Source organism: Croceicoccus sp., assembly GCF_983967925.1.
Window position 1 is genome coordinate 1 of sequence record NZ_CFETID010000027.1, and the last position, 24,337, is coordinate 24,337.

Genomic DNA, 24,337 nt, shown 5'->3' on the forward strand with positions numbered 1-24,337 from the left:
GAACCCGTGTTTCAGCCGTGAAAGGGCCGCGTCCTAACCGCTAGACGAAGGGGCCTCCGTGGTGCGGAATGCGCCTTTAGGTAGGTGACGCGCGGGGGTCAAGCGCAGATTGCAGAGTTTTTCTCGGGCGGCCGAATTTTCATGTCGCATTTGCAGCATCAACTGTGCATCCTGCGGGCTTCGAGTGCACCTTGGGCTGTGTTGGGAAAAATCGCTTTCCATGCAACATAGAAACAGCGCCCGTATCGATGCCTCGGTCCGGAAGCGAGCGAATCTGTCTCTCGCGGAATATTCATTCATGCCAATATTTGGACGGTCCCGATCATGCCAGACGACAAAAGCGGTATCCTCCCCATTTCGAGGCGCGGGCTGCTTGCCAGCAGCGCGGCGACGGTCGCGGTGACCGCGTCTCCGCCCCTGTCCGCTGCCGCCGCGGCGCAGACGGGAGAGGTGCCTACCGAATCGATCCGGTTCACCGTCAATGGCGAGGAACGCGCGCTCGATCTCGATACGCGGGTCACGCTGCTCGACGCCTTGCGCGAGCATCTGAAGCTGACCGGTACCAAGAAAGGCTGCGATCACGGCCAGTGCGGGGCCTGCACCGTTCTGGTGAACGGAGAGCGCATCAACAGCTGCCTCAGCCTCGCGGTCATGCACCAAGGGGACGAGGTCACCACGATCGAGGGACTGGGCACGCCCGGCGACATGCATCCCATGCAGGCGGCCTTCGTCGAACATGACGGTTATCAGTGCGGCTATTGCACGCCGGGACAGATCTGCTCGGCCGTCGCGACGCTGGAAGAGATCCGCAAGGGCATTCCCAGCCATGTCAGCGAGGACCTGACCGGCGGCTTTGCGCCGACCGAAATGGAGATGCGCGAGAGGATGAGCGGCAATATCTGCCGCTGCGGCGCCTATTCCAACATCGCCGAAGCCATGGCGCAGGTCGCGGGAGCGAGCGCATGAGGGCCTTTACCTACGAACGCGCTTCCTCGCCCCAGCAGGCCGCCCGCGCGGTCAGCGAACGGCAGGGCGCCAAGTTCATCGCCGGCGGCACCAATCTCATCGACCTGATGAAGATCGAGGTGGAGACGCCCACCCATCTGGTCGATGTCAACGGGCTTGGCCTTGAGAGTATAGAGCCGACCGAAGAGGGTGGTCTCAGGATCGGGGCGCTCGTGTCTAATACGGCGCTGGCCGCGCATGAGACGGTCCGGCGTGACTATGCCGTGCTGACGCGGGCCATCGTGGCCGGCGCATCGGGGCAGCTTCGCAACAAGGCCACGACTGCCGGAAATCTGCTACAAAGGACGCGCTGTTCGTATTTCTACGACATCAACCAGCCGTGCAACAAGCGCAGCCCCGGTTCCGGCTGCGCCGCGATCGAGGGTTATTCGCGGCCGCTGGGCATATTGGGCGTCAGCGAGAAATGCATCGCGACCTATCCGGGCGACATGGCGGTGGCGATGCGGGTTCTGGACGCGGTGGTCGAAACGGTGAAGCCGGACGACAGCACGCGTGCGATCCCGATCGCCGAATTTCACCGGACCTGGGAAACCGCGCCGGAAAAGGACAATGTGCTTGAACCGGGCGAGTTGATCACGGCGGTGACCCTGCCCAAGCCGCTGGGCGGAACGCATATCTACCGCAAGGTCCGGGACCGCGCGTCCTATGCCTTTGCGCTGGTTTCCGTCGCAGCGGTCATCCAGCCCGACGGCACGGGCCGGTTCGCTGTCGGCGGCATCGGTTCGAAACCATGGCGGCGCGAAGATGCGGATGCGCAATTGCGCAATGGCGCGACCGCTGCTGCCCGCGTGCTGACGCAGGGCGCGTCGACGACCGAAGATAACGCCTTCAAGGTCCCGCTGGTCGAGCGAACGCTGGCCGCCGTCCTTGCCGAGGCCCGCGCGAAAGGAAACGCGGCATGAAATTCGATACACCCGCAGGCACCAACCCGATCGACCAGATGAAGCTGGTCGGCAAGGCGACGAACCGCATCGACGGCCCGCTCAAGACCACGGGGATGGCCCCCTATGCCTATGAACGCCACGACGTCGTGGAGGGGCAGCTTTACGGCTATGTCGTCGGTTCGGCCATCGCGAAGGGCCGGATCACCTCGATGGATCTGGGCGAAGCGAAGGCTGCGCCGGGCGTCATCGGCATCCTTTCGACGCTCGATCACGAACCCGTACCGCTGATGGGCTTCAACACCGCCAATCTGTTCGGCGGCCGCGAGGTGCAGCACTATCATCAGGCGATAGCGCTGGTGGTGGCCGAAACGTTCGAGCAGGCCCGCGCTGCCGCTTCGCTGGTTCGCGTGCGCTATGATCGCGCGCCCGGACAGTTCGACCTGGCCGCGATCGCGCCATCGGCACCGGCCAAGGAAGACAGCACGGTACGCCACGGCGATTTCGACACGGCCTATGCCGCCGCGCCGGTCACGGTCGACGCGACCTACACCACGCCCGATGAAAGCCATGCGATGATGGAGTGCCATTCCAGCATCGCGAACTGGGAAGGCGACAAGGTCACCGTCTGGACATCGAACCAGATGATCCAGTGGAACAAGCGGTCGCTCGCCGCGGCACTGAAGATCCCGGCCGAAAACGTGCGGGTCGATTCGCCTTTTCTGGGCGGCGGGTTCGGCTCGAAGCTGTTCCTTCGTAGCGACGCCGTGCTGGCGGCGCTGGCAGCACGGCAGGTCGGCCGTCCGGTCAAGTTGATGCTGCCGCGTCCTTTCGTCTTCAACAACACCACGCACCGCCCCGCCACGATCCAGCACATCAAGCTGGGCGCGCAGAACGACGGGCGGCTGACCGCGATCTCGCATGTGTCGGTCAACGGGAACCTGCCGAACGGCGATATCGAAACCGCGACCGCGCAGACCGAACTGCTCTATGCGGGTGAAAACCGGTTCACGCAGGTGCGGCTGGGCGTGCTCAACCTGCCGGAAGGTAATGCGATGCGCGCGCCGGGCGAAGCGCCGGGACTGATGGCGCTGGAAATCGCGATGGACGAGCTGGCGGAAAAGCTGAACATGAATCCCGTCGATCTGCGCATCGTCAACGATACGCAGGTCGATCCGGTGAACACCGATCGTCCCTACAGCCAGCGGCAGATGATCGAATGTCTGAAGCGCGGCGCAGCCGAATTCGGCTGGAGCGATGAAAAGGCCTATCCCCGTCCCGGTCAGCGCCGCGAGGGTGAATGGCTCGTGGGAACCGGCATGGCTGTCGGGTTTCGCAACCATCTCCTGATGAAATCGGCCGCGCGGGTGCGCCTGTCGCCGGATGGGCGCGTGACGGTCGAGACCGACATGACCGATATCGGCACCGGCACCTATACAATCATCGCGCAGACTGCTGCAGAGATGATGGGCGTCCCGCTCGACCATGTGTCGGTCAATCTGGGCGACTCCGATTTTCCCGTTTCCGCTGGTTCGGGCGGGCAATGGGGTGCAGCCAATTCGACGGCGGGCGTTTATGCCGCCTGCGTCAAGCTGCGTGAGCAGGCGGCTGCGGCGGCCGGCTTCAATGCGGCGGACGATGTCGATTTCGCCGACGGCCAGATCCGCGCCGGAGGCCGGTCGGTATCGCTGGCGAGCGCAGCCTCTGCGGGCGAGCTCGTGGCCGAAGATGCGATCGAATACGGCGACCTCAACAAGCAGTTCCAGCAATCCACTTTCGCAGGACACTTCGTCGAAATGGCGGTCAACGCCTATACCGGAGAGCCGCGCATTCGCCGCATGCTGGCGGTCTGCGCGGCAGGGCGCATCCTGAACCCCAAATCGGCACGCAGCCAGGTCATCGGCGCGATGACGATGGGGGCGGGTGCCGCTCTGATGGAGGAAATGGCGGTCGACAAGCGCTTTGGTTTCTTCGTCAATCACGACCTTGCCGGTTATGAAGTGCCGGTGCATGCCGATATTCCGCACCAGCAGGTAATCTTCCTTGAAGAGGCGGACGAGACGACGTCTCCCATGAAGGCGAAGGGCGTCGGCGAGCTGGGCCTGTGCGGCGTTGGCGCGGCGATTGCGAATGCGATCTATAATGCGACCGGCGTGCGTGTCCGCGACTATCCCATCACGCTGGAAAAGCATCTGGCCGGATTGCCCGCCATCGCCTGACGGACGGGGTTCAGCGCCGGGCCGGTCCCGGCGCCAGACCCGCAATCTGCATCGCCGCCTCAAGTTCCATGATCGAACGGCAAAGCCGTTCGGCATGGGGCGAACTGACGGCAGCCTCGCAGACATTCATGCGATCACTGTCCCGGTCGAGCAGCGAGAGAAAGAGCGCCTCGCCCTCGGCCACGACCGGGCAGCAGCTTTGTGCAAAGCCGATCTGGATGCGCGCATGGACCGCAAGCAGCGTCAGCGCGCGGTGGAACGGGGCCAGCGCCGCGATCATCCGGCGGTCGAGAAAAAGCGGCGTGATCGCGTCCGCGGGACATTTGCGTTCGGCAACGGCCGACACCCACAATCGAATGGCCTCGACCGTGAAGCGCGCGCCGTCATCGAGGGCTGCGATGCGTTCGTCCAGGAATCGATACATGTTGTCTCCATCATTGCCGGAAGCGGACAGTCTCACGATGTCGACACTAATGCAATAGACTCGCAATAGCATATGGCCGATGATGGGTTTTGTTCAAATTCAAAGCGACTTCTGCGACAATATGCGATAGAAATTGCATATCGACATAACCGGGAGGGAGCTTGATGCGTATCAAACTGCTTGTATCGATCATGGCTGCGGGCACGATCTTGTCTTCATGCGGCTCTCCTGCCGAAATTCCCGATGACGACATGGCGGCGGACACGGCGTTCGTTTTCCCTGCCAGCCTTTCCCCTTTCGGCGACGGATACCCGGCAGCGGGCGATCCATGCCGCCAGCTTGGTGAAAGCGCGGCCGTGGCCGATTACCTGGATGACAGCGCGACGTTGGTCGGCTGTCCTACCGAGGCGGAGGCCGCGGCGCTGGGCGGTTCGGTCGTGGCGACCATCGATGGCGTCACCGTGGTCTCGGTCCCGATGGGTGATGCGAATGCCGGTATGGAGACGGCCATGGCCGGAGATGGCGACGCACTGGTCCCCGGAACGGATTATAACGCAACAACGACCCTCTCATGTACCGTCGGCGCCAATGCCTCGGCAGCGATGTGCGACGCGGGGGTCAAGCGCGGATGGGGCGATGACGGCACGACGCTTGTCGAGGTCACCAAGCCGGATGGGACAAAGCGGGCCATCTATTTTCAGGGCACCGAAGCCTACGGTGCCGACAGCGCACAGGCCGACGGGTCTGCCGGCTGGGACTTCGAAGCCACGCGGTCGGGTGACGAAAGCACGATCGTCTTCGGTCCTGAACGCTACGTCATTCCCGATGCGCTGGTCGTCGGCGGATGAGGATCGTCTGCGCGATCTTCGCGGTGCTCTATGTCATCGCGCTCGGTCTGCTGATCATAGGTACCTTTGGCCTGTTCGGGCAGGAAAGGGATCCGCTTTCGGGCATTTTCCTGATCCCGCTGGGCATGCCATGGATCTGGCTGGCCGACCGTCTGGGCATGGTCGGCCCGGCGGTTGCCATATTGGCGCCGCTGGTAAACCTGCTGATCCTGTTCGCGATCTACCGCTTGCTGGCGAGAAGGCGTTCGGCCCTCGCGGCGGAGGCGCGCTAGCCTCCGCCTGCGTGTTTCGGACCAAGCGGCCTGCCGCCCTGCGCTTCGGCAACATGCTCGGGATCGGGCGCGACCTTGCCGACCTTGCCGTCCCATTCGATATGGTAAAGGTCGAAGCGGCGGTCGGCGAGGTTCTTCACCGTGCCTTCGGCGCGTGCCCATGACAGATCGGCCAGATTGACGTCGGAAATGGTGAGCGTCTCCACGTTCTCGCTCGCCTCGGCAGCGATGCCGTCGCGGGCGAAGGGGAAGTCGCAGGGCGTCAGGATGCAGGACTGCGCGTACTGGATGTCCATGTTGCCGACGTTCGGCAGGTTACCGACATTTCCGCTCATCACCACATAGCACTGGTTCTCGATCGCGCGGGCCTGCGCGCAATAGCGTACCCGCATGTAACCCTGCCTGCTGTCGGTGCAGAAGGGCACGAAGATGATGCGCGCGCCTTCGTCGACCAGGCGTCGGGCGAGTTCCGGAAACTCGCTGTCATAGCAGATCAGCACGCCGATCGGACCGCAGTCGGTCTGGATGGCGTCGATGGAATCGCCGCCCTTGATGTTCCACCAGTAATCCTCGTTCGGGGTCGGGTGGATCTTCTCCTGCTCATGGATCGAACCGTCGCGCAGGCAGACATAGGCGACATTGTGGATGTCCCCGTCCTCCATACGCGTGGGATGCGACCCGCCGATGATGTTGATGTTGTATTCCAGCGCCATCTTGGACAGCGCCTTGCGGATCTTGGGCGTGTACCAGCTCAGCGCTTCGATCGCTTCCTGCGGGCTCAGTTCCTTTTCGGCGAAGGAGAGCAGGGGCAGGGTGAACATCTCGGGAAAGAGGATGAAATCCGCTTCGTAATCGGCAGCCACATCAACGAAATATTCGATGCCGCGCATGAACTCGTCATAATCCTTCACCGCGCGCGCCTGAAGCTGGCAGGTCGCGATGCGAACCTGCTCGACACCGCGGGGAAGGCGGAACTTGGTCGGCTGGTCGCGGTCGACAAAGGGGTTCCTCCAGACCATGCGGACCGCATAGGCCTTGGATTTCTTATCCTCGGGCAGATAGTTCTTGATGATGCCGTTGGGTTCGAAACCGTTGGCCATCTGGAAGCGCAGGACGGGATCGTGCAGCTTTCCCTCGATCACCTTTTCAAGGTAATCCTCCGGCCCCTCGACCCGCCGCCAGAACCGGCGCAGGTTGGGCATCCGGCCTGCAAAGACGATCCCCGTCAGTTCGAGTTGCTCGGCCAGCGAGCGGCGTTCCTCATAAAGCCGCCTGCCGATGCGCGTACCGCGCACCTTTGGGTCGACGCACATCTCATAGCCGTAGAGCCAGTCGCCGGTCGGATCGTGCCGGATGCCAAAGCCGTTGCCGGTAATCTCGTCCCAGTCGTGCGGTGAGAACGCAAGCCCCTGCGACACGCGCATCGACGCGCAATAGCCGACCACCTTGCCGTCGAGCTTGGCGACGAAGCACCCTTCGGCAAAATTGTTCATCTGGCCGCGGATCTCGCCATAGGTATAGGCCGGCATGTCGTCATAGACGCGGCGCACGAGGGCGGCGATGCCGGAAACGTCGGACGCTCGTGCCTGGCGGACTTCGAGGCGGGCGCGGGTGTTGGCCATGGGGTACTCTTTCGGGAAACTGGCGGGTCTTGAATGCGAAAACACCGGCCCCGCGCATTACGCGAGGCCGGTGCCGTTCTAATGCACGAGAGAGGAAATCAGGCCCAGCTGGCCATTTCCTTTTCGAGATTCTGGACAATCGCCTCGAAGAACTGCTCGGTCGTCGACCAGCTCTGGCTGGGGCCGATGAGCAGGGCGAGATCCTTGGTCATGTTGCCGCTCTCGACCGTCTCGATGCAGACGCGCTCCAGCGTCTCGGCGAACTTCACGACTTCGGGCGTTTCGTCGAACTTGCCGCGATACATCAGGCCGCGCGTCCATGCGAAGATCGACGCGATCGGATTGGTGCTGGTCGCCTTGCCCTGCTGGTGCTGGCGGTAATGGCGGGTGACGGTGCCGTGGGCGGCTTCGGCTTCCACGGTCTTGCCGTCGGGCGCCATCAGCACCGATGTCATCAGGCCCAGCGAGCCATAGCCCTGCGCAACCGTGTCGGACTGCACGTCGCCGTCATAGTTCTTGCAGGCCCAGACGAACTTGCCGCTCCACTTCAGGGCCGAGGCGACCATGTCGTCGATCAAGCGGTGTTCGTAGGTGATGCCGGCGGCCTCGAACTTTTCCTTGAAGCCTTCGGTGTCGAACACTTCCTGGAACAGGTCCTTGAAGCGCCCGTCATAGGCCTTGAGGATGGTGTTCTTGGTCGACAGATACACCGGCCAGCCAAGGCCGAGGCCATAGTTGAACGAAGCGCGCGCGAAGTCGCGGATCGATTCGTCCAGGTTGTACATCGCCATCGCGACGCCCGGTGCCGGGAATTCGAACACTTCGAGGTCGAGGTCGTTCTGGCCGTCCTCGGAATCGAAGACGAGGCGCAACTTGCCCTTGCCGGGGATCAGCGTGTCGGTCGCGCGGTACTGGTCGCCATAGGCGTGACGGCCGACGACGATCGGGTCGGTCCAGCCGGGCACCAGCCGCGGCACGTTCGAGATCACGATCGGTTCGCGGAAGACCACGCCGCCAAGGATGTTGCGGATCGTGCCGTTGGGCGAGCGCCACATCTTCTTGAGGTCGAATTCCTCGACGCGAGCCTCGTCGGGGGTGATGGTGGCGCATTTCACGCCGACGCCATATTCCTTGATGGCATTGGCCGCATCGACGGTGATCTGGTCGTCCGTCTCATCACGCTTCTGCACCGACAGGTCATAATATTTCAGGTCGATGTCGAGATAGGGGAGGATCAGGCGCTCGCGGATCCATTCCCAGATGATCCGCGTCATCTCGTCGCCGTCGATTTCGACGACGGGGTTCTTTACCTTGATCTTCTCCATGGGGCTTTCATCTCTCTTCGTGTGTTTTGAGGGAGCGCGGCAAGGAGCACCGCGCACGAATGAGTCGAGCGGGTCTTAGCAAAGCGCGCCGTCGGCGCAAGGGCGGTCGCCTGCGATCTATCGGCGGGGTGGTAATGCGATGCGGTTGCACGTAGCAGGATCCGGCAAGGAAGGGACACCAACGGCATGCAGGCAATTCAGGCAGTCATCGACACGAACGGCAATCCGGACGTCATCCATTTCCGCGAGGTGGAACTTGGCGATCCGGGCCCCGGAGAGGTCCTGCTGCGCCACGAGGCGGTGGGCGTCAATTTCATCGATACCTATCACCGGTCGGGCCTCTATCCGGTCCCGCTGCCCAGTGGCCTGGGTCTAGAAGCGGCCGGGGTGATCGAAGACGTCGGCGAAGGGGTCGATCGCTTTCGTACCGGCGACCGGGTGGCGACATTCAAGTCGGGGCTTGGCGCCTATTCCTCGGCCCGGATCGTGAATGCCGATTGGCTGGTATCTCTTCCCCAAGAGGTCGACTTCGATCAGGCGGCTTCGCTGATGCTGAAAGGCTGCACCGCCGAAGCACTGATCGAGCGGTGCGCCAAGGTGCAGGCGGGCGATGTGGTGCTGGTCCATGCAGGCGCGGGTGCGACGGGGCAGATCATGATCCGGTGGCTTGCGCATATCGGGGCGCGCGTCGTGGCGACCGCCAGCACGGACGAGAAGCGGCAGATTGCGCTGTCCGCGGGTGCGTCCGCGGTCTGCGGTTACGATCAGGATGATGTCATGGAAACGGTCCTTGCCGAAAGCGACGGGCGCGGCGCGGATGTGGTGCTCGACGGAGTGGGTGCGGCGACGTGGCCATGCTCGCTGCAAGCGGCGAAGTGCAGGGGGCTGATCGTCAGTTTCGGCAATGCCAGCGGTCCGGTGACCGGCGTGAAACTGGGTGAACTGTCGTCGCATGGCTCGCTGATGGTCACGCGCCCGACCATGATGGATTATTACGCGGTAAGGGAGGAATTCGAAGCCGGAACGCGCCGCCTGACGGACATGATCGCAAGCGGCGTGCTGCGCGCGGACATAGGGCAACGCCTTCCCTTGCGTGAGGCCGCGCAGGCACACCGCAAGCTGGAAGCGCGCGAGACGAGTGGCGCGACGATTCTCGTTCCATGATGCCGGCCGGCTTCGTTAGCGGAACCGCTGATGTTCTCGATTGTCAGAGAGCCGCGATGGTGGGCGTAGGAAGGATTGAACTTCCGACCCCTGCGATGTCAACACAGTGCTCTACCACTGAGCTATACGCCCACTCTGTCGCGGTGCTGCCGACCGGTTCGTCCCGGAAGGCAGGCGCGTCCCCTAGCGATGGATTTCGTGCTGTTCAAGCCCAATCGACAGGGTACGAAAAAATTCCCGGCCCTATCGTTCGATACTGGCCACATTATCGTCGAAAAGCCGTTCGACCTCCAGAACAAGGTCGCGCAGGTGGAACGGTTTGGACAATACGCGGGCCTGCGGAGCCTCGCGGCTGGCCTTCATCGTGACGGCCGCGAAGCCGGTGATGAACATGACCTTGGTCGACGGCGATACCTTCGCGCAGCGCTGCGCCAGTTCGATGCCGTCCATTTCCGGCATCACGATATCCGACAGCAGCAAGTCGAAATGTTCGTCCTTAAGCAGCGGAAGCGCATGCGTGCCGCGGTCCACGGCGACCACGTCATAACCCGCATTTTCCAGCGCGCGGGCAAGATAGGTCCGCATCGATTCCTCGTCTTCAGCCAGCAGAATGCGAATCATCGATGTCACCTTATTTCCCTCTAATCGGCTGATAGCCAAGGCTTTGCTGTATGGAGCCAGCCCGTCCCGAACCGCCGGAGCCTCTATAACGTATGTTGCGATGCAGATGAGAATTTCGCACAGCCTGTGCACCTTTGGAACAGCCAGACATTGACCTGCCGCCCGCGACGTCGCAGCCTTGGCCGCATGAAGGACGATGCCCCGCAGCGGGATTCTCAAAGATTCGGGGCCAGATCCGATGCAGCGGACGACGCGGGGCTGACATCCGGCGGCCATGTGCCCGGCACGGCGCGGCCCGCCTATAGCCTGCAGCGATCGGGTGAAGGCGGTCTTCCCGTCCTGATCGCTGTACCGCACGCGGGCAGGGCCTACCCGCCGGGACTGATCGAATCCATGCGTCACGGCGAGATGGCGGCGCAGCGGCTTGAGGATCGCTTCGTGGATCGGATCGGACGCATGGCCGCCGCCGCCTGCGGGGCAAGCCTGCTGGTTGCTCATGTTCCGCGCGCGATGATCGACCTCAACCGCGATACCGGCGACATCGACCGCGGTATGTTCAGCGGACCGCCGCCGTCCTCCGGTGCGCGCCTTCCCGACCTGCCGCGACAGCAGTCGCGCGCGGCGCGGGGGCTGGGGCTGTTTCCGCGCCGCTTGCCGGGCCTTGGCGAATTATGGCGCCAGCCGCTGTCCGCCGAGGAGGCGGAGCGCCGCATCGCCGCCGTGCATGTTCCCTATCACCTGGCCCTTGGCCGCGAACTGGCGCGGCTGAAGGAGCGGCATGGATATGCGATTCTCATCGACCTGCATTCCATGCCCAGCCTGCCGCCTGCCGGGAGGGGTGCCAGCCCCACCCATGTCGTGGGCGATCGTTTCGGCGCAAGTTGCGCGTCGTCGCTCGCTGCCTCGTCGATGGAACTGCTTTCGCGCGCGCTGGCGGTTCCCGCCTATAACCGGCCCTATGCGGGCGGCTATGTGCTGGATCGTCACGGGCGCCCGCGGCAGGACATCCATGCCCTGCAACTCGAAATCGATCGCGCCCGCTATCTCGATCAGGCTGGTCAGCCGCGCGAACAGGGCACCGGCGAAGAAGGCCGCATCGTAAGCGAACTGGCGCAATTGCTCGCCGGCCTGATCGCAGGCGGCGGCTGGGCCTATAGCGACGCGGCAGAGTAGGGGCGGGCAGCCCATAAAAAACCACCCCGTGCGCATGGCACGAGGTGGTCAAGGTTCAGGGAGGTGGTGCAATCGCTCGCACCAGTCCGTGGGGCCATGAGGGAAGCCCGCAACGGACATCAACCATATATGCGATATGCAAGGCTGTTGCAAGAACGCATCAATCAATAAAAATTTTTCTAGTTATTTATCCGTCCCATATAGGGTCAGTTTTGCGGCCAGCCGATCGCTGATGGCGATCAGCCGTTGGACGCCGCGTTGGTGCTGGGTCCCTTGCCCTGACGAATCTGCCGGGCGAAAATCTCGCGCGTCAGGTCAAGCGAGAAGAGATGCGCGAACACGAGAGCGAGCAGGCCGTTCTGGTTCCATCCGCGCAGGACGTCGCCGCGAATTTCGCGCAGCTTGGCCTGATCGACCATCTGGAATCCGCGATAGACGAAAGGCTGTTCGTTGTCGTCGCGGCGGATCGAGACTTCGCCGTCCATCAGCAAATCGTGCTTCTTCAGCTCTTCCATGAAGTTCTGCGTCTTCATGCCGGCCTGTTCGAACTGCTCGTTGAACTTCAGGATGTTCTGCGTGGCCGTGCTGGGCTGACCGTCGGTGAACAGCGCCTCGCCCTCGTCATATTCGCCGACCAGATCGCTATCGGGATCGACGCAGAGCGACAGCTGGTCGCTGGTGTTGTCCAGCTTGGCGAGCAGGAACGGATAGCGGCGCACATAGGCCGGGACATAGACCGGATCGATCATCGTGCCGTCATCGTCGAAATAGGTGTTCACGCCCTCGTTCAGGCCCATCAGCGCGATGGGAACGGGGCTGTTGCCCGCGGTGAAGACGATGGGGAAATTACGCTGCGCCTGCGGAAATTCCTCGACCGTCAGCGGAATGGCGTGCTGCTTGGCAAGCCAGGGCGCCTTCTCGGTGCTCTTCGCGCGCCAGTTGGCATGCGCGTTGGAGTTCAGCGGAACGAGGTTCTTGTAGAACAGCGGAAGATTGGCGTTTTGCGGCGCGCTCGCCATGGGAATTCTCCGAAAAATCTGAACTGGATCGAAACCGGTCGCGCGGGCGCGCTGGCTCTGGCCGGGCGCTTTAGGCGTTAGGGTGCGCCGGTGCAAGCAGGGCCGGGATGCCGCAGGCGATCATCGGGGGAAACCGGGCGGGCGCAAGGCCGGCTAGACAAGCTTGCCGGGATTGAGCAGCCCGTCGGGGTCGAGCGCCTGTTTCACCCTGCGCATGACATCCAGCGCAGCCGGGTCGCGCGTTTCGCGCAGCGTCGCCAGCTTGTCCTGCCCGATGCCGTGTTCCGCGCTGATCGAACCACCCTCTTGCGTTACCATGCGATAGATATGCGCGCTGACCGCATTGCCCGTTTCCTTTTCCCACGCCTGAATCTCGGACCCTTGCGGTGCGACGGCGTGAAGATGGATGTTGCCGTCGCCCAGATGGCCAAAGCCCACCACTTCGACACCGGGGAACAGGGCCGGGATCTCGCGTTCGGCGCGTTCCAGCAATTCGGGCATGACAGCGACCGGAACGGAGATGTCGTGCTGCTTGGCCGGTCCGCGCTGGCGTTCGGCGGAGGGCACGTTCTCGCGCAGTTCCCAGAACGCATTGGCCTGCGCTTCGCTGGCGGCAATGACGGCATCCTCGATCAGCCCTTGTTCGAGCGCCGCGCCCATCGCATTCTCGACCGCGTCTCCCAGCGCTGACGCGCTTTCGCGGTCGGCGACGAATTCGATCAGCGCGTTCCATCCATGGCTCCCCTGCAGCGGGGCCTGCGCATTGGGCATGTAATCGAGAACATGATCGAGGCACACGCGCGGAATGACCTCAAACCCCTCCAGCGCCTGGGGCAGGGCTTGCTGGCAATGCAGCAAAAGCGTGCGCGCTTCGTGGATGGTGTCGACTCCTGCCCAAACCACACGCCTTTCGGCAATGGCGGGGACCAGCCGCAGGACAGCGCGCGTCACGATCCCCAGCGTGCCTTCCGACCCGATCCACAGCTGCTTCAGATCGAAACCGCGATTGTCCTTCTTCAGGGCCGAAGTCAGATCGAGGATCGCACCGTCGGCCAGCACGACTTCCAGCCCTTCGACCAGACTGCGCATCGTGCCGTGACGCAGCACCTGCGTCCCGCCGGCATTGGTGGAGATCAAGCCGCCGACCGTGGCGGACCCCTTGCCGCCGAGCGAAAGGGGGAAGCGCAGCGCCTGATCCTCAGCCGCCTCGTGCAAAGTCTGGAGGATGACGCCCGCGCCGCATTCGGCCGTGCCCCTTTCGGCGTCCACGCGCAGATCGTTCATGCGGCGCAGCGACAGCAGGATCGCGTCGCCGCTCTCGTCAGGGGTGGCGCCGCCGACCATGCCGCTATTGCCGCCCTGGGGCACCAGCGGGATGCCCTCTTTGGCGCAAAGCCGCACCAGCGCCGACAATTGCTCGGCATTTTCCGGCTGGACGAGCGCGCGGGCCTTGCCGTGATAGCGCCCGCGCCAGTCGGTGAGCCATGGTTCCATCGCATCGGTATCGGTGGTGACGCCGCGGGCCCCAAGAAGTCCGCGCAGTTCGTTCAGTATCGGATCGGCGTCGGTGACCGCCGTTGCGCTCGTCTGTGTCATGGCCCGCTTCATGCACGGCAGCAGCCTTTTACGCAATTATCTGCGGTTCAGGCGGGGTTAAATGCGGATCGCGCAATGCGCCGCCGGGACATGCCGCTTCGCACTCTTGCGGCCACGCAGAACAGGGACACACATTGCCGATGGCGAGCGGGTTTGCCTTTTTTGCAGCGACGGTGCTTGGCCTTACCGTTCCGGGCGAAGCGCCTCCTGTTTCCGATCAATCCCATCCGGTACCCGAAACCTTCGAAGCGGTTCAGCACCAGATCCGGGTCGAACGCCGGGTGATCGTGCGCATCACGCCTTTCGGTGCGCGGCAGGTGCCTTCGCAAATGTCCGTGCCCGATGCACGGCCGGTCACGCGATCGGCGGATGCTGCCAGCCCAGTGAAGGACGGCTGTGTGCCATTGTCCGAAGTTGCAGGTGTCCGCCTGGCCGAGGGGCGGCGCTTGCTGCTGTTCATGCGCGACCGCACGGTGATCTCTGCCAGCTTCGAACGATCGTGCCCCGTGCAGGGTTTCTATTCCGGCTTTTACGTCGAGCGGCCGCGCGACGGCCTGCTGTGCGCCGGGCGCGAAAGACTGCATGCGCGTTCGGGTACGGATTGCACGCTGGGCGGGTTCAGCGAGCCGCGAGAGAGCGCCGAGGACGAAAAGTAAGTTTTGAGCGGTCACGGCGCCGCCAAACCGACTCGTGCTTTTCCTTGACTTTTAGCCTGCTGCGCGCATAGGCGGCTGGCCGGTACGCCGGTGGTCTGGCTGACGATGGCTTTTGCGCGTCATATGCCGGCCCTTTTGCCGAACAGGCTGTTCCATGCGCCTTTCGCCAAATCCGTTTAATACGTCCAACAGGATCACTGAATGAAGTTTGCCGATCTCGGCCTTTCCGACGAATTGCTGCAATCGGTCGCCACGGCCGGTTACGATGAGCCGACCGCGATCCAGGCGCAGGCGATTCCGTCTGTCCTGATGATGCGCGACCTTATCGGCATCGCGCAGACGGGGACGGGCAAGACCGCCAGCTTCGTCCTTCCGATGATCGACATTCTTGCGCATGGCCGTCGCCGCGCGCGCATGCCGCGATCCCTGATTCTTGAGCCGACGCGCGAATTGGCCGCGCAGGTGGCGGAAAATTTCGAGAAATACGGCACCAACCATGATCTGAAGATGGCGCTGCTGATCGGCGGCGTGCAGATGGGCGATCAGGTCAAGGCGCTGGATGAGGGCGTCGACGTGCTGATCGCCACGCCGGGCCGACTGATGGATTTGTTCGAGCGCGGCAAGATCCTGCTGACGGGCTGCGACCTTCTGGTCATCGACGAGGCGGACCGCATGCTCGACATGGGGTTCATTCCCGATATCGAGCATATCTGCACCAAGCTGCCCCCCAATCGCCAGACGCTGCTGTTTTCGGCCACCATGCCGCCGCCGATCAAGAAGCTGGCCGACAAGTTCCTGTCGAACCCCAAGACGATCGAGGTCAGCCGCGCGGCCAGCACGAACAAGGACATCGAGCAGTTCAAGATCCGCACCACCGCGCGTTCCAAGCGCGACGTGCTGAAGAAGCTGCTGCGCGAGGATAACGTCAACACCGCGATCGTCTTTGCCAATCGCAAGACCACCGTGCGCGACCTGAACAAGGGGCTGCAGCGCGACGGCTTCGCCACTGGCGAGATCCACGGCGACATGGATCAGTCCTCGCGGCTGGCCGAACTGGCGCTGTTCAAGGAAGGCAAGATCAACATCCTGTGCGCCAGCGATGTCGCCGCGCGCGGACTGGACGTCAAGGGCGTCAGCCACGTCTTCAATTACGACACGCCGTGGCATCCCGACGATTACGTCCACCGCGTCGGGCGCACCGGCCGGGCAGGGGCCAAGGGCCGCGCCTTCACCTTCGTCACGGCAGAGGACGCCGAAGCGATCTCGAATGTCGAGAAGCTGACCGGGGCCGAAATCCCCGTCTTCGAACTGGGCGACAGCGCGCCGGAACCCGAAGAGCGCGAGGAAAAGCGCGAACGCAGGCCCCGCAGCGAAAAGCCCAAGCGCGAAAGCAAGCCGCGCTCGGAGCGCAAGCCCAAGGCATCGCGTTCGGACGAACCCCAATCCGACGAGCGCGAGCCGGAAGAGCAGCGTGACGAAGCGCCCAAGTCGTCAGGTGCCAGGTCCAAGGGAAGCGCGCGGTCCGAGAGGGCAGCGGCAGCCGCGCCGCGCCGCGATCGTCAGGACACGCGTGACAAGCCGGCGAAGCCCGGTGAGTGGAACGGGCCTATCCCCGATTTCCTCGGTGTCTCGCTGGGCTGATCTCGCAGCGAACGGCGTGAAGACCCGCTAGTCGGCGGGCTTCACGAAACTGTCGAGCAGGCGCTTGGTCCCGGCCTGCTCGAACTCGATCTCCAGCTTGTTGCCTTCCTGCGCGACGACTTTTCCGTAGCCGAACTTGTCGTGGAACACGCGCTGTCCGATGGCGATGTCGGTACGCGGCTTTGCGGCAAAGCTGGCCGCGCTGCGGCGCGGTTCGGGAATGCGTTTGGGCGCGGCGTCGAACTGGCCCTGCGACGCGCGCTGGAAACCGGGGCCGCGTGTCATCGCGCGCGAAGGCTGAGCCGCCGCGACATGGGCGAAAGGATCGTCGCGCTCGCTAAAGCTGGCGCGCCATAGAGATGCGCCGCCCGTCATCGTCGTTTCCATCTCGATCATGTCGTCGGGCAATTCATCGATAAAGCGCGAGGGGATCGCGCTGGACCATTGCCCATAGATCCGGCGATTGGCGGCGTGCAGGATGGTGCATCGCTTGCGCGCCCGCGTGATCGCGACATAGGCAAGCCGCCGCTCCTCCTCCAGCGACTTGAGACCGCCTTCGTCGATCGCGCGCTGCGAAGGGAACACGCCTTCTTCCCAGCCGGGAAGGAACACGTAGTCGAACTCAAGCCCCTTGGCCGCGTGCATCGTCATGATGGTAATCGTGTCGGCATCGTCCGCCGAATCGTTGTCCATCACCAGCGACACATGTTCGAGGAACGCGCCCAGCGTCTCATATTCCTCCATCGCGCGGGCAAGCTCGGACAGGTTCTCGAGCCGTCCTGCCGCCTCGGCGCTCTTCTCGGCCTGCAGCGCCTCGGTATAGCCGCTTTCGTCGAGCACGATGCGCGCCAGTTCGGCAGGCGCCAGCGTCTTCGCTTTCTCGCGCCAGCGGGCGAAATTGCGCATCAGACCCAGCATCGTGTTGCGTGCACGGGCGGGCAGTTCGTCCGTGTCGCAGATGTCGAGCGCGGCGGCGGCCAGCGGCATGTTCGCCTGCCGCGCATGGCGGTGCAGCTTTTCCAGCGCCTTCTGGCCCAGTCCGCGCTTTGGCGTATTGTAGATGCGTTCGAACGCAAGGTCGTCGGACGGCTGCGCGATGACGCGCAGATAGGCCAGCGCATCGCGGATCTCGGCCCGTTCATAGAACCGGAAACCGCCGATGATGCGGTAGTTGAGGCCGATCTGGATGAACCGATCCTCGAACTCGCGCGTCTGGAATTGCGCGCGAACGAGGATGGCGGCGTCGGCCAGCCGGATCCCGCCGCGCATCAGCGCCTCGGCTTCCTCGCCCACGCGGCGCGCTTCCTCGGGTCCGTCCCATACGCCGATGACGCGCAGCTTCTCCCCCTCCGGCTTTTCGGTCCAGAGCGTCTTGCCAAGCCGCTCGCTGTTCGCGTCGATCAGGGTCGAAGCGGCGGCCAGGATCTGCGGGGTGGAGCGATAGTTCTGTTCGAGCCGGATGATCGCCGCGCCGGGAAAATCACGCTCGAACCGCAGGATATTGGCGACTTCCGCGCCGCGCCATGAATAGATCGACTGGTCGTCGTCGCCCACCACGCAGATATTGTGACCGGCATCGCCCTTCACCTCGGCCAGCAGTCGCAGCCACAGGTACTGGATTGCGTTGGTGTCCTGATATTCGTCCACCATGATATATTTGAAACGGCGGCGATATTCGGCCTGCACGTCCGGATGGGTCTTCAGGATCGTGACCATGTGCAGCATCAGATCGCCGAAATCGCAGGCGTTCAGCGCCTTCATCCGGTCTTGGTAAAGGCGGTACATCTGCTCGCCCTTGCCATTGGCATAGGCCTCGTTCTCCACCGCATCTAGATCGCCGGGCAGCAGGCCGCGATTCTTCCAGCGGTCGATCAGCCCGGCCAGCTGCCGCGCGGGCCAGCGCTTCTCGTCGATGTCATTGGCATTGATCAGCTGTTTCAGCAGGCGGATCTGATCGTCGGTGTCGATGATCGTGTAGTTCGATTGCAGCCCGACCAGTTCGGCATGACGCCTCAACATTCGGGCGGCGATGGCGTGAAACGTGCCCAGCCACGGCATGCCTTCGACCGCCGGGCCGATCAGCGATCCGACGCGTTCGCGCATCTCGCGCGCGGCCTTGTTGGTAAAGGTGACGCACAGGATCTCGCTGGGCCATGCGCGGCGGCTGGCGACCAGATGGGCCAGCCGCGCCGTCAGCGCCGCCGTCTTGCCGGTTCCAGCCCCGGCCAGCATCAGCACCGGCCCCTCGGTCGTCATTACGGCTTCGCGCTGCGGCGCGTTCAATGCGGTCAGCCAGGGTTCCTGACGCTCGTTCGGCGTGGTGGGCGAGGGGGTAAGCGCGCTGTCGGACATTGTGAACAGTTAGGGAACGCGGCCCCCTGGCGCAAGGCGCTGAGATCACGCCATTCACCGCCGCGGCGGAACGATTTACCCTCTGGAAACGTAGGAGAGGCAAGAAACGAAGAAATTCAACGAGGAGGAGAACCCTCATGAGACGCATACTTATCGCAGGCGCCGCCCTTATGCTGGGCGCAGCCCCCATGGCCGTCCACGCGCAGGAAATGACGGTCGAGATGACCGAGGCGCAGCAGGCCGATTATGACGGCTGGTCGCCCGCCAAGAAGGGTGAGTTCGCAACCTGGCCGGTGAGCTATCAGACCTATTACTGGACGCTGACGCCGACGCAGCAGGACGCCTATTGGACCCTGACGGTCGAACAGCGCGCCCAGATTGCCGCCATGTCGCCGATGCAGCAGCAGCAGGCGTGGAGCGCGATCGAAAGCCAGTTCGCGGCCAACTCTGCCGCCGGGACGGTGGATCCGGTCTATATCATGCGGGACAATGCCGTGGTCCAGCAGGCACCGCCGCCGCACAATGGCGAATATCCGCTGTGCACCGATGGCCGCACCGACAATTGCATCAACCCGCGCGAAGCCGGCAAGAATTTCGGTAACGTGCCGCTCGATTATTGGCCGGGAGAGCCTGCCAGCCAGATGAGCGCGCAGGAAAAGATGCAGGCCGACGACAATATGTAACCTTCGCTCGGCCTGCGTGGATACGCGGGCCAACCGAACGGGGGAGAAGGATGGTCCGCTTTTCGCGCGGCCATCCTTTTTTGCATCCCGCCCTAGATCTTCCGCAAGATATGCAGCCGCGCCTTGCCGCAGTCGCGCACGGTTTCGCTTTCGAAACCCTTGACCGATATATCCTCGTCTCGCGCCGTCTCGATGCTGATCCAGGTCGCGCTTTCCACCCATCCCAGCCTGTCCAGCCGATCGAGTGCAACAGCGCCTGCCCCGGTGCCATAGGGCGGATCCATCAAGATCAGATCGGGCGGGGTCGAAGTCTGCGACAGCGAAAGGACGGACCCGGCGCGAACGTCGCAGCGCGCCTGCGCCCCCAACGCAGCGATATTGCTGCAAAGTGCACGCAATGCGGCCGCATCCTGTTCGACAAACAGTACGCGCCCGGCTCCGCGTGACAAAGCCTCAAGCCCCAGCGCGCCTGAACCGGCGAACAGATCCGCGACGAACAGGCCCTCGAAACTGCCGAGGCGGCTGACCAGCATCGAGAACAGCGCCTCGCGCGTACGGTCGGCGGTGGGACGCGTCGCATCGCCTTCGGGCGCGACAAGGCGGCGGCCCCGCCATTCGCCCGCGATGATGCGCAATCCTGAAGCCTTGCCCGGTTTTGCTGCGCCCGATTTTCCGCCGCCCGGTTTCAAGACGACGACTCCGCCTTAAGACCCTTGCGCAGTCTTTCGACATCCTTTTGCGGCACTTCAGCCGCCTGTCCGCGCGGCAGATCGCCAAGGGCGAACGGGCCATAGGCCAAGCGCAGCAGGCGCGATACCTTCAGCCCGAGATGTTCCAGCACGCGGCGGACTTCGCGGTTCTTGCCCTCGGTCAGCGTCATCTCGATCCACTGGTTGCGGCCCGTGCGTCGCTCCATATTGGCGTCGATCTGGCCATAGCGGACGCCGTCGATCTCGATCCCGTCCATCAAGTCCTCAAGCTGCGCCTGCGTGATGTCGCCGAAAGTGCGCGCGCGATAGGTGCGCGGAATCCCGGTCGATGGCAGCTCCAGCGCGCGCTTCAACTCGCCGTCATTGGTCATCAGCAGCAACCCCTCGGTGTTGAGGTCGAGCCTGCCGACCGGCATCAGGCGCGGCGCATTGGCCGGCAGCGCATTGCGCAGCGCGGTATAGATGGTCGGCCGCCCGGCGGGATCGCGCTCTGCCGTCAGCAGGCCCTGCGGCTTGTGGAACCGGAACAGGCGCGCCTGCTCCGCCGCGGCGACCGGCTTGCCGTCGACGGTGACGCCCTTCAGGCTGGTCAATACTGTCGCGGGCGTATCCAGCACCTTGCCGTCGATGGCGACGCGCCCATCGGCGATCATCCGCTCGATCTCGCGCCGCGATGCAAGCCCTGCGCGGGCGAGCAGCTTGGCGATCCGGTCGCCATCGCGCTTCGGCAGATCGGGCGAAGGCGCGGTCGGTCCTTTCGGGCGGCCACTACCGGGCTTGCCCGATGTGCGGCGCGCGCCCGGCCTGCCGCTCGCACGGCCTTGACCGGAACGGTCGTTTCGCGATGGGGGGCGTCTGTCGCCGGTCAATTCGGTTCGCCTGTGATTGTGTGAATGGCCAAGTCCGTTCAGGGCCGCGCCATGCGCCATCGCGCAGCCTCGCGCAAGTCGGGTGACAACGGGCGGCCGGCGATTGCACCTTGCCGATCATGCGTCCTAAACCCCACGCCAATGCAAGGAGAGCGGATGAGCAGCACGCCCGTAACCGAGGATTCCGGCGAACCGGCCAAGGCGCCGCCGGCCAAGAAGAAGCCGGGATGGCGCGCGCTGCTCGCTGCGCTGAAGAACCGCAAGACGGCCTATATGCTGCTGTTCGGCTTTGCCTCGGGCCTGCCTTATACGCTTTTGCTTTCAACGCTTTACGCGTGGATGAGCGATACGTCGATCAACCTCGAGACGATGGGCGTGTTCTCGCTTATCGGGCTTGCCTACAGCTTCAAGTTCCTGTGGTCGCCGGTACTGGACCAGGTCGATCTGCCCGGGATCAAGCGGCTGGGCCATCGCAAGCAATGGATCGTGACCGCGCAGTTCCTGCTGGGCGGCGTGCTGCTGGTCGTCTCGCGCCTCGATCCGGCGGGCGCGATCGGCCTGCTGTCGCTGATGGCGGCGATCGGCGCCTTTGCGGGCGCCACGCAGGACGTGGTGATGGACGCATGGCGCGTCGATGTCGCGGACGAGCAGGCGACCATCGACATTCTGTCGACCGTGTATCAGCTCGGCTGGCGGACGGCGGTGCTGGTCGGCGGCGCGCTCGCGCTGGTGATCGCGGACCGGACCGACTGGCCGACTGTCTATGCGATCATGGGCGGCATCATGATGGCGATTGCCGTCGCAGCCATCTTTGCGCCCGAACCCGACCAGACGGTCGCGTCCATCGCCGCCGATGACGAGGCGCTGCGCGAATTGCGCAATCCCGGTCAGCTTGAACCGCGCATTCGCGGCTGGGCGCTGGCGATCGTGGGCGTGCTGTGGGGCTGGGCGCTGGTCACGGTTGGCGTCTTCATGTTCCGCTCGCTCAGTTCCGATCCGGAATCGCGGCCCGATTCGGTCGAATTCATTACGGGCATGGGGCCGATCATCGTCATCGCCACGGTCGTCGTGCCGGTGATTATCGCCGCAGTGCTGGAAAACTGGCGCCGCAAGGGGCGCTATACGCTGACGGACATCGCCGCGAAGAGCGGACCGGTGGACGGATTCGTCGACCATGGATACCGCGCGCTGATCTTGCCGCTGACTGAATTTGTGGGGCGCTTGGGCTGGGCGGTCATCATCGTGCTGACTTTGGTGCTGTCCTACCGGTTCACCGACACCGTCTGGGGCAGCTTTGCCTATCCGTTCTATCTGGGCGAACTGCAGTACACCAAGGACGAAGTGGCCATCGCGTCCAAGGGGTTTGGCGTGGGCGCGCTGATGTTCGGCATCATGCTGGGCGGCGCGCTGTTCGGCTTTATCGGGCGGATGGCGGTGCTGTTCATCGGCGCGCTGACGGCGGCCTTGTCGAACCTGCTCTATGCCGATCTGGCGCTGGGCGGCTATTACATGGAGCTGGTGTCGAACTTCACCGGGTTCACGACGCTTGTCGAATGGCTCGGCGGCGATCTGCGTCTGGCGAAGCTGATGATGGCGATTGCGGGTGAGAACGTGGCGGGCGGTCTCGCCGGGGCGGCGCTGGTGGCCTATCTGTCTTCGATCACGGCCAAGGGCTATTCGGCGGTGCAATATGCGCTGCTGTCATCGCTCACCTTCCTGATCGGCACGCTGGGCCGCGGGGCGCTGGGGCAGATGATCGACCAGGACGGTTATTACCCGGTCTTCATCCTCACGACCGCGCTGGGCATGATCGCGGTGGTGGCCTGCGTTGTCGAATGGGTGCGGCAGGCGCGTCTGGGGCGCCGCGCGGGCGTGGTCGCGCCGGAGCTGGTCAGCTAGTCCGGCAGTTCGCGATTGGCGCGCAGCACCGTGCCGGCAAGATAGAGCGAACCGCAGATCAGCACCGGTTTATTGCGACCGGACAGGCGGGCCAGGGCATCCTCGACCGAGGATGCGACATGCGCCGCAATTCCCAGTTCGCCAGCGACCTGCGCCAGATATTCGGGCGCATGGAACGCATGGCCGGGGATCGGCACTGGCGTCAGGCTGGCAAGGTACGGCGCGAGCGGCGTCAGGAAACCGCGCGCATCCTTGTTGTCCAGCATCGCGCAGATTGCATGGGGCTTGTCGTCCAGGGCAGCCAGATAGGCGGCAAGCACGCGCGCCGCGTCGGGATTATGCCCGCCGTCCAGCAGGACACGGGCAGGCGCGACCATGGCCGTCAGCGGACCCTCGGACAGATATTGCAACCGCGCGGGCCAGCGTGCCTCCACAATCCCCTGCGCAAGCGCGGCGCGGTTGACGCTGACAATATCCTGATGTCGCAGCATCGCGACCGCCAGCGCTGCATTGTCGGCCTGATGCACCCCGGGCAGGGCTGGCAGCGGCAGGGTCAGCACGCCATGCCGGTCGCGGTATTCGATACTGCCGGCTGCCACCTGCGCGTGCCAATCGATGCCGCGCATGTGCAGCGGACATCCCTTGTTGGCGGCCACCGCTGCGATCGCGTCTTCCGCCTGTGGTCCGTAGGCCTGCGTCACCAGGGGAACGCCCGGTTTGGCAATGCCCGCCTTTTCGAACGCGATGCGGGCCATCGGATGCGCCGGTGCACTGTCGTCGGGTGCAAGCAGAAAACGTTCGTGATCCATGCCCAGCGTGGCGATACCGCAGACCGCCGGATGCTCCAGCACGTTGGAGGCGTCGAACCGTCCGCCAAGGCCCACCTCGATCACGCAGGCATCGGCAGGCGTGCGGCTAAAGGCAAGGAAGGCGGCGGCCGTGGTGACCTCGAAGAAGCTTGCGCCGACATCCTCGCCCGCGTCGATGACTTCGGCCAATAGCTCGGCCAGTGCCGCGTCCGAAATCAGCTCGCTGGCAAGGCGTATCCGCTCGTTATAACGCACCAGATGCGGGCTGGTGAACTGATGAACCCGCTTGCCGTCTGCCTCCAGCATGTAGCGCAGGAAGGCGCTGGTCGATCCTTTGCCGTTAGTGCCTGCGATGTGAAACACGGGCGGCATCGCGCGATGCGGATTGCCCAGCCTGTCCAGCAGGGCGCGGATCGCGTCCAGTCCCAGCCGCCCCTGCGGTACCGACAGCGCCTCAAGCCGGTCGAGCTGCGCCTGGACGCGCGGATCGTCGGACACGGCGAAGTCGCGCATCGTCGGCTTGGGCTG

Annotated in this window: 21 protein-coding genes and 1 tRNA gene; 11 read left to right on the forward strand and 11 right to left on the reverse strand. The window is 63.9% G+C overall.

Translation table 11 applies throughout. The annotated features are described in order from the left end of the window. Window positions 1-324 precede the first annotated feature (324 nt). From paoA to paoC, 3 genes are read left to right on the forward strand one after another with little or no spacing between them, the layout of a single operon-like run. On the forward strand, window positions 325-966 hold the full coding sequence (paoA, locus tag AC4FIJ_RS13495; protein ID WP_490337232.1) for an aldehyde dehydrogenase iron-sulfur subunit PaoA: 642 nt from the start codon (window positions 325-327) through the stop codon (window positions 964-966). Beyond that, window positions 963-1,928: an FAD binding domain-containing protein gene (locus AC4FIJ_RS13500; RefSeq protein ID WP_490337233.1), complete on the forward strand. Its 966-nt coding sequence runs from the start codon at window positions 963-965 to the stop codon at window positions 1,926-1,928. The genes paoA and AC4FIJ_RS13500 overlap by 4 nt, the downstream gene beginning before the upstream one ends. Further along, complete coding sequence (gene paoC, locus AC4FIJ_RS13505) at window positions 1,925-4,126, forward strand: aldehyde oxidoreductase molybdenum-binding subunit PaoC (protein WP_490337234.1); 2,202 nt, start codon at window positions 1,925-1,927, stop codon at window positions 4,124-4,126. The genes AC4FIJ_RS13500 and paoC overlap by 4 nt, the downstream gene beginning before the upstream one ends. 10 nt (window positions 4,127-4,136) lie before the next feature. On the opposite strand, the gene AC4FIJ_RS13510 is transcribed toward paoC, so the two are convergent. Beyond that, window positions 4,137-4,550: a hypothetical protein gene (locus AC4FIJ_RS13510; RefSeq protein ID WP_490337235.1), complete on the reverse strand. Its 414-nt coding sequence runs from the start codon at window positions 4,548-4,550 to the stop codon at window positions 4,137-4,139. 164 nt (window positions 4,551-4,714) lie between these two features. On the opposite strand from AC4FIJ_RS13510, the gene AC4FIJ_RS13515 reads away from it, so the two are divergent. Both AC4FIJ_RS13515 and AC4FIJ_RS13520 read left to right on the forward strand, forming a co-directional pair. Beyond that, window positions 4,715-5,398 carry a hypothetical protein gene (locus AC4FIJ_RS13515; RefSeq protein ID WP_490337236.1) on the forward strand — a complete coding sequence of 228 codons (684 nt, stop codon included), beginning with the start codon at window positions 4,715-4,717 and terminating at the stop codon, window positions 5,396-5,398. Beyond that, window positions 5,395-5,670 (forward strand): hypothetical protein, encoded by a 276-nt coding sequence (locus AC4FIJ_RS13520; RefSeq protein WP_490337237.1) that lies wholly within the window; start codon window positions 5,395-5,397, stop codon window positions 5,668-5,670. Before AC4FIJ_RS13515 ends, AC4FIJ_RS13520 begins: the two co-directional genes overlap by 4 nt. Here AC4FIJ_RS13520 and AC4FIJ_RS13525 read toward each other — a convergent pair. Both AC4FIJ_RS13525 and AC4FIJ_RS13530 read right to left on the reverse strand, forming a co-directional pair. Beyond that, complete coding sequence (locus AC4FIJ_RS13525; protein WP_490337238.1) at window positions 5,667-7,292, reverse strand: GNAT family N-acetyltransferase; 1,626 nt, start codon at window positions 7,290-7,292, stop codon at window positions 5,667-5,669. The two genes, AC4FIJ_RS13520 and AC4FIJ_RS13525, sit on opposite strands and share 4 nt — an antisense overlap. Before the next feature lie 98 nt (window positions 7,293-7,390). After that, window positions 7,391-8,617, reverse strand: a complete 1,227-nt coding sequence (locus AC4FIJ_RS13530; RefSeq protein WP_490337239.1) for an NADP-dependent isocitrate dehydrogenase — start codon at window positions 8,615-8,617, stop codon at window positions 7,391-7,393. A 186-nt stretch (window positions 8,618-8,803) separates the two neighbouring features. On the opposite strand from AC4FIJ_RS13530, the gene AC4FIJ_RS13535 reads away from it, so the two are divergent. Next, the gene (locus AC4FIJ_RS13535; protein ID WP_490337240.1) at window positions 8,804-9,781 is read left to right on the forward strand and encodes a quinone oxidoreductase family protein; all 978 of its coding nucleotides are present in this window, start codon (window positions 8,804-8,806) and stop codon (window positions 9,779-9,781) included. 57 nt (window positions 9,782-9,838) lie between these two features. Here the strand turns inward: AC4FIJ_RS13535 and AC4FIJ_RS13540 are convergent. Both AC4FIJ_RS13540 and cpdR read right to left on the reverse strand, forming a co-directional pair. After that, a tRNA-Val gene (locus AC4FIJ_RS13540) sits at window positions 9,839-9,913 on the reverse strand. Between the two features lie 111 nt (window positions 9,914-10,024). Next, window positions 10,025-10,402, reverse strand: a complete 378-nt coding sequence (cpdR, locus tag AC4FIJ_RS13545) for a cell cycle two-component system response regulator CpdR (RefSeq protein WP_490337241.1) — start codon at window positions 10,400-10,402, stop codon at window positions 10,025-10,027. 186 nt (window positions 10,403-10,588) lie between these two features. On the opposite strand from cpdR, the gene AC4FIJ_RS13550 reads away from it, so the two are divergent. Continuing rightward, window positions 10,589-11,575 carry an N-formylglutamate amidohydrolase gene (locus AC4FIJ_RS13550; RefSeq protein ID WP_490337242.1) on the forward strand — a complete coding sequence of 329 codons (987 nt, stop codon included), beginning with the start codon at window positions 10,589-10,591 and terminating at the stop codon, window positions 11,573-11,575. Window positions 11,576-11,814: 239 nt separating this feature from the next. Here the strand turns inward: AC4FIJ_RS13550 and AC4FIJ_RS13555 are convergent, their stop codons facing one another. Continuing rightward, window positions 11,815-12,594 (reverse strand): SapC family protein, encoded by a 780-nt coding sequence (locus tag AC4FIJ_RS13555; protein ID WP_490337243.1) that lies wholly within the window; start codon window positions 12,592-12,594, stop codon window positions 11,815-11,817. Between the two features lie 153 nt (window positions 12,595-12,747). Next, window positions 12,748-14,190 (reverse strand): FAD-binding oxidoreductase, encoded by a 1,443-nt coding sequence (locus AC4FIJ_RS13560; protein ID WP_490337244.1) that lies wholly within the window; start codon window positions 14,188-14,190, stop codon window positions 12,748-12,750. Window positions 14,191-14,330: 140 nt separating this feature from the next. Between AC4FIJ_RS13560 and AC4FIJ_RS13565 the strand changes: the two genes are divergently transcribed. Both AC4FIJ_RS13565 and AC4FIJ_RS13570 read left to right on the forward strand, forming a co-directional pair. After that, entirely contained in the window at window positions 14,331-14,846 is a 516-nt protein-coding gene (locus tag AC4FIJ_RS13565; RefSeq protein WP_490337245.1) for a hypothetical protein, read from the forward strand. A gap of 201 nt (window positions 14,847-15,047) precedes the next feature. Then, window positions 15,048-16,487: a DEAD/DEAH box helicase gene (locus AC4FIJ_RS13570; protein ID WP_490337246.1), complete on the forward strand. Its 1,440-nt coding sequence runs from the start codon at window positions 15,048-15,050 to the stop codon at window positions 16,485-16,487. Window positions 16,488-16,514: 27 nt separating this feature from the next. Here AC4FIJ_RS13570 and AC4FIJ_RS13575 read toward each other — a convergent pair whose 3' ends face one another. Continuing rightward, window positions 16,515-18,839 carry an ATP-dependent helicase gene (locus tag AC4FIJ_RS13575; protein WP_490337247.1) on the reverse strand — a complete coding sequence of 775 codons (2,325 nt, stop codon included), beginning with the start codon at window positions 18,837-18,839 and terminating at the stop codon, window positions 16,515-16,517. 137 nt (window positions 18,840-18,976) lie between these two features. On the opposite strand from AC4FIJ_RS13575, the gene AC4FIJ_RS13580 reads away from it, so the two are divergent. After that, complete coding sequence (locus AC4FIJ_RS13580) at window positions 18,977-19,522, forward strand: hypothetical protein (RefSeq protein WP_490337248.1); 546 nt, start codon at window positions 18,977-18,979, stop codon at window positions 19,520-19,522. Between the two features lie 92 nt (window positions 19,523-19,614). Here AC4FIJ_RS13580 and rsmD read toward each other — a convergent pair whose 3' ends face one another. After that, on the reverse strand, window positions 19,615-20,157 hold the full coding sequence (gene rsmD, locus AC4FIJ_RS13585) for a 16S rRNA (guanine(966)-N(2))-methyltransferase RsmD (protein WP_490337249.1): 543 nt from the start codon (window positions 20,155-20,157) through the stop codon (window positions 19,615-19,617). A gap of 50 nt (window positions 20,158-20,207) precedes the next feature. After that, the gene (locus AC4FIJ_RS13590) at window positions 20,208-21,101 is read right to left on the reverse strand and encodes a pseudouridine synthase (RefSeq protein ID WP_490337250.1); all 894 of its coding nucleotides are present in this window, start codon (window positions 21,099-21,101) and stop codon (window positions 20,208-20,210) included. Between the two features lie 156 nt (window positions 21,102-21,257). Between AC4FIJ_RS13590 and AC4FIJ_RS13595 the strand changes: the two genes are divergently transcribed. Continuing rightward, window positions 21,258-23,000, forward strand: a complete 1,743-nt coding sequence (locus AC4FIJ_RS13595; protein WP_490337251.1) for an AmpG family muropeptide MFS transporter — start codon at window positions 21,258-21,260, stop codon at window positions 22,998-23,000. Here AC4FIJ_RS13595 and AC4FIJ_RS13600 read toward each other — a convergent pair. Then, window positions 22,997-24,322, reverse strand: coding sequence for a bifunctional folylpolyglutamate synthase/dihydrofolate synthase (locus tag AC4FIJ_RS13600; protein WP_490337252.1), 1,326 nt, complete (start codon window positions 24,320-24,322; stop codon window positions 22,997-22,999). The genes AC4FIJ_RS13595 and AC4FIJ_RS13600 overlap by 4 nt on opposite strands. Between the last annotated feature and the right edge of the window lie 15 nt (window positions 24,323-24,337).

Coding starts and splice junctions, on each gene's coding strand:
- paoA (WP_490337232.1), top strand. CDS start 325: ATGCCAGACGACAAAAGCGGTATCCTCCCCATTTCGAGGCGCGGGCTG.
- AC4FIJ_RS13500 (WP_490337233.1), top strand. CDS start 963: ATGAGGGCCTTTACCTACGAACGCGCTTCCTCGCCCCAGCAGGCCGCC.
- paoC (WP_490337234.1), top strand. CDS start 1,925: ATGAAATTCGATACACCCGCAGGCACCAACCCGATCGACCAGATGAAG.
- AC4FIJ_RS13510 (WP_490337235.1), bottom strand. CDS start 4,550: ATGTATCGATTCCTGGACGAACGCATCGCAGCCCTCGATGACGGCGCG.
- AC4FIJ_RS13515 (WP_490337236.1), top strand. CDS start 4,715: ATGCGTATCAAACTGCTTGTATCGATCATGGCTGCGGGCACGATCTTG.
- AC4FIJ_RS13520 (WP_490337237.1), top strand. CDS start 5,395: ATGAGGATCGTCTGCGCGATCTTCGCGGTGCTCTATGTCATCGCGCTC.
- AC4FIJ_RS13525 (WP_490337238.1), bottom strand. CDS start 7,292: ATGGCCAACACCCGCGCCCGCCTCGAAGTCCGCCAGGCACGAGCGTCC.
- AC4FIJ_RS13530 (WP_490337239.1), bottom strand. CDS start 8,617: ATGGAGAAGATCAAGGTAAAGAACCCCGTCGTCGAAATCGACGGCGAC.
- AC4FIJ_RS13535 (WP_490337240.1), top strand. CDS start 8,804: ATGCAGGCAATTCAGGCAGTCATCGACACGAACGGCAATCCGGACGTC.
- cpdR (WP_490337241.1), bottom strand. CDS start 10,402: ATGATTCGCATTCTGCTGGCTGAAGACGAGGAATCGATGCGGACCTAT.
- AC4FIJ_RS13550 (WP_490337242.1), top strand. CDS start 10,589: ATGAAGGACGATGCCCCGCAGCGGGATTCTCAAAGATTCGGGGCCAGA.
- AC4FIJ_RS13555 (WP_490337243.1), bottom strand. CDS start 12,594: ATGGCGAGCGCGCCGCAAAACGCCAATCTTCCGCTGTTCTACAAGAAC.
- AC4FIJ_RS13560 (WP_490337244.1), bottom strand. CDS start 14,190: ATGACACAGACGAGCGCAACGGCGGTCACCGACGCCGATCCGATACTG.
- AC4FIJ_RS13565 (WP_490337245.1), top strand. CDS start 14,331: ATGGCGAGCGGGTTTGCCTTTTTTGCAGCGACGGTGCTTGGCCTTACC.
- AC4FIJ_RS13570 (WP_490337246.1), top strand. CDS start 15,048: ATGAAGTTTGCCGATCTCGGCCTTTCCGACGAATTGCTGCAATCGGTC.
- AC4FIJ_RS13575 (WP_490337247.1), bottom strand. CDS start 18,839: ATGTCCGACAGCGCGCTTACCCCCTCGCCCACCACGCCGAACGAGCGT.
- AC4FIJ_RS13580 (WP_490337248.1), top strand. CDS start 18,977: ATGAGACGCATACTTATCGCAGGCGCCGCCCTTATGCTGGGCGCAGCC.
- AC4FIJ_RS13595 (WP_490337251.1), top strand. CDS start 21,258: ATGAGCAGCACGCCCGTAACCGAGGATTCCGGCGAACCGGCCAAGGCG.
- AC4FIJ_RS13600 (WP_490337252.1), bottom strand. CDS start 24,322: ATGCGCGACTTCGCCGTGTCCGACGATCCGCGCGTCCAGGCGCAGCTC.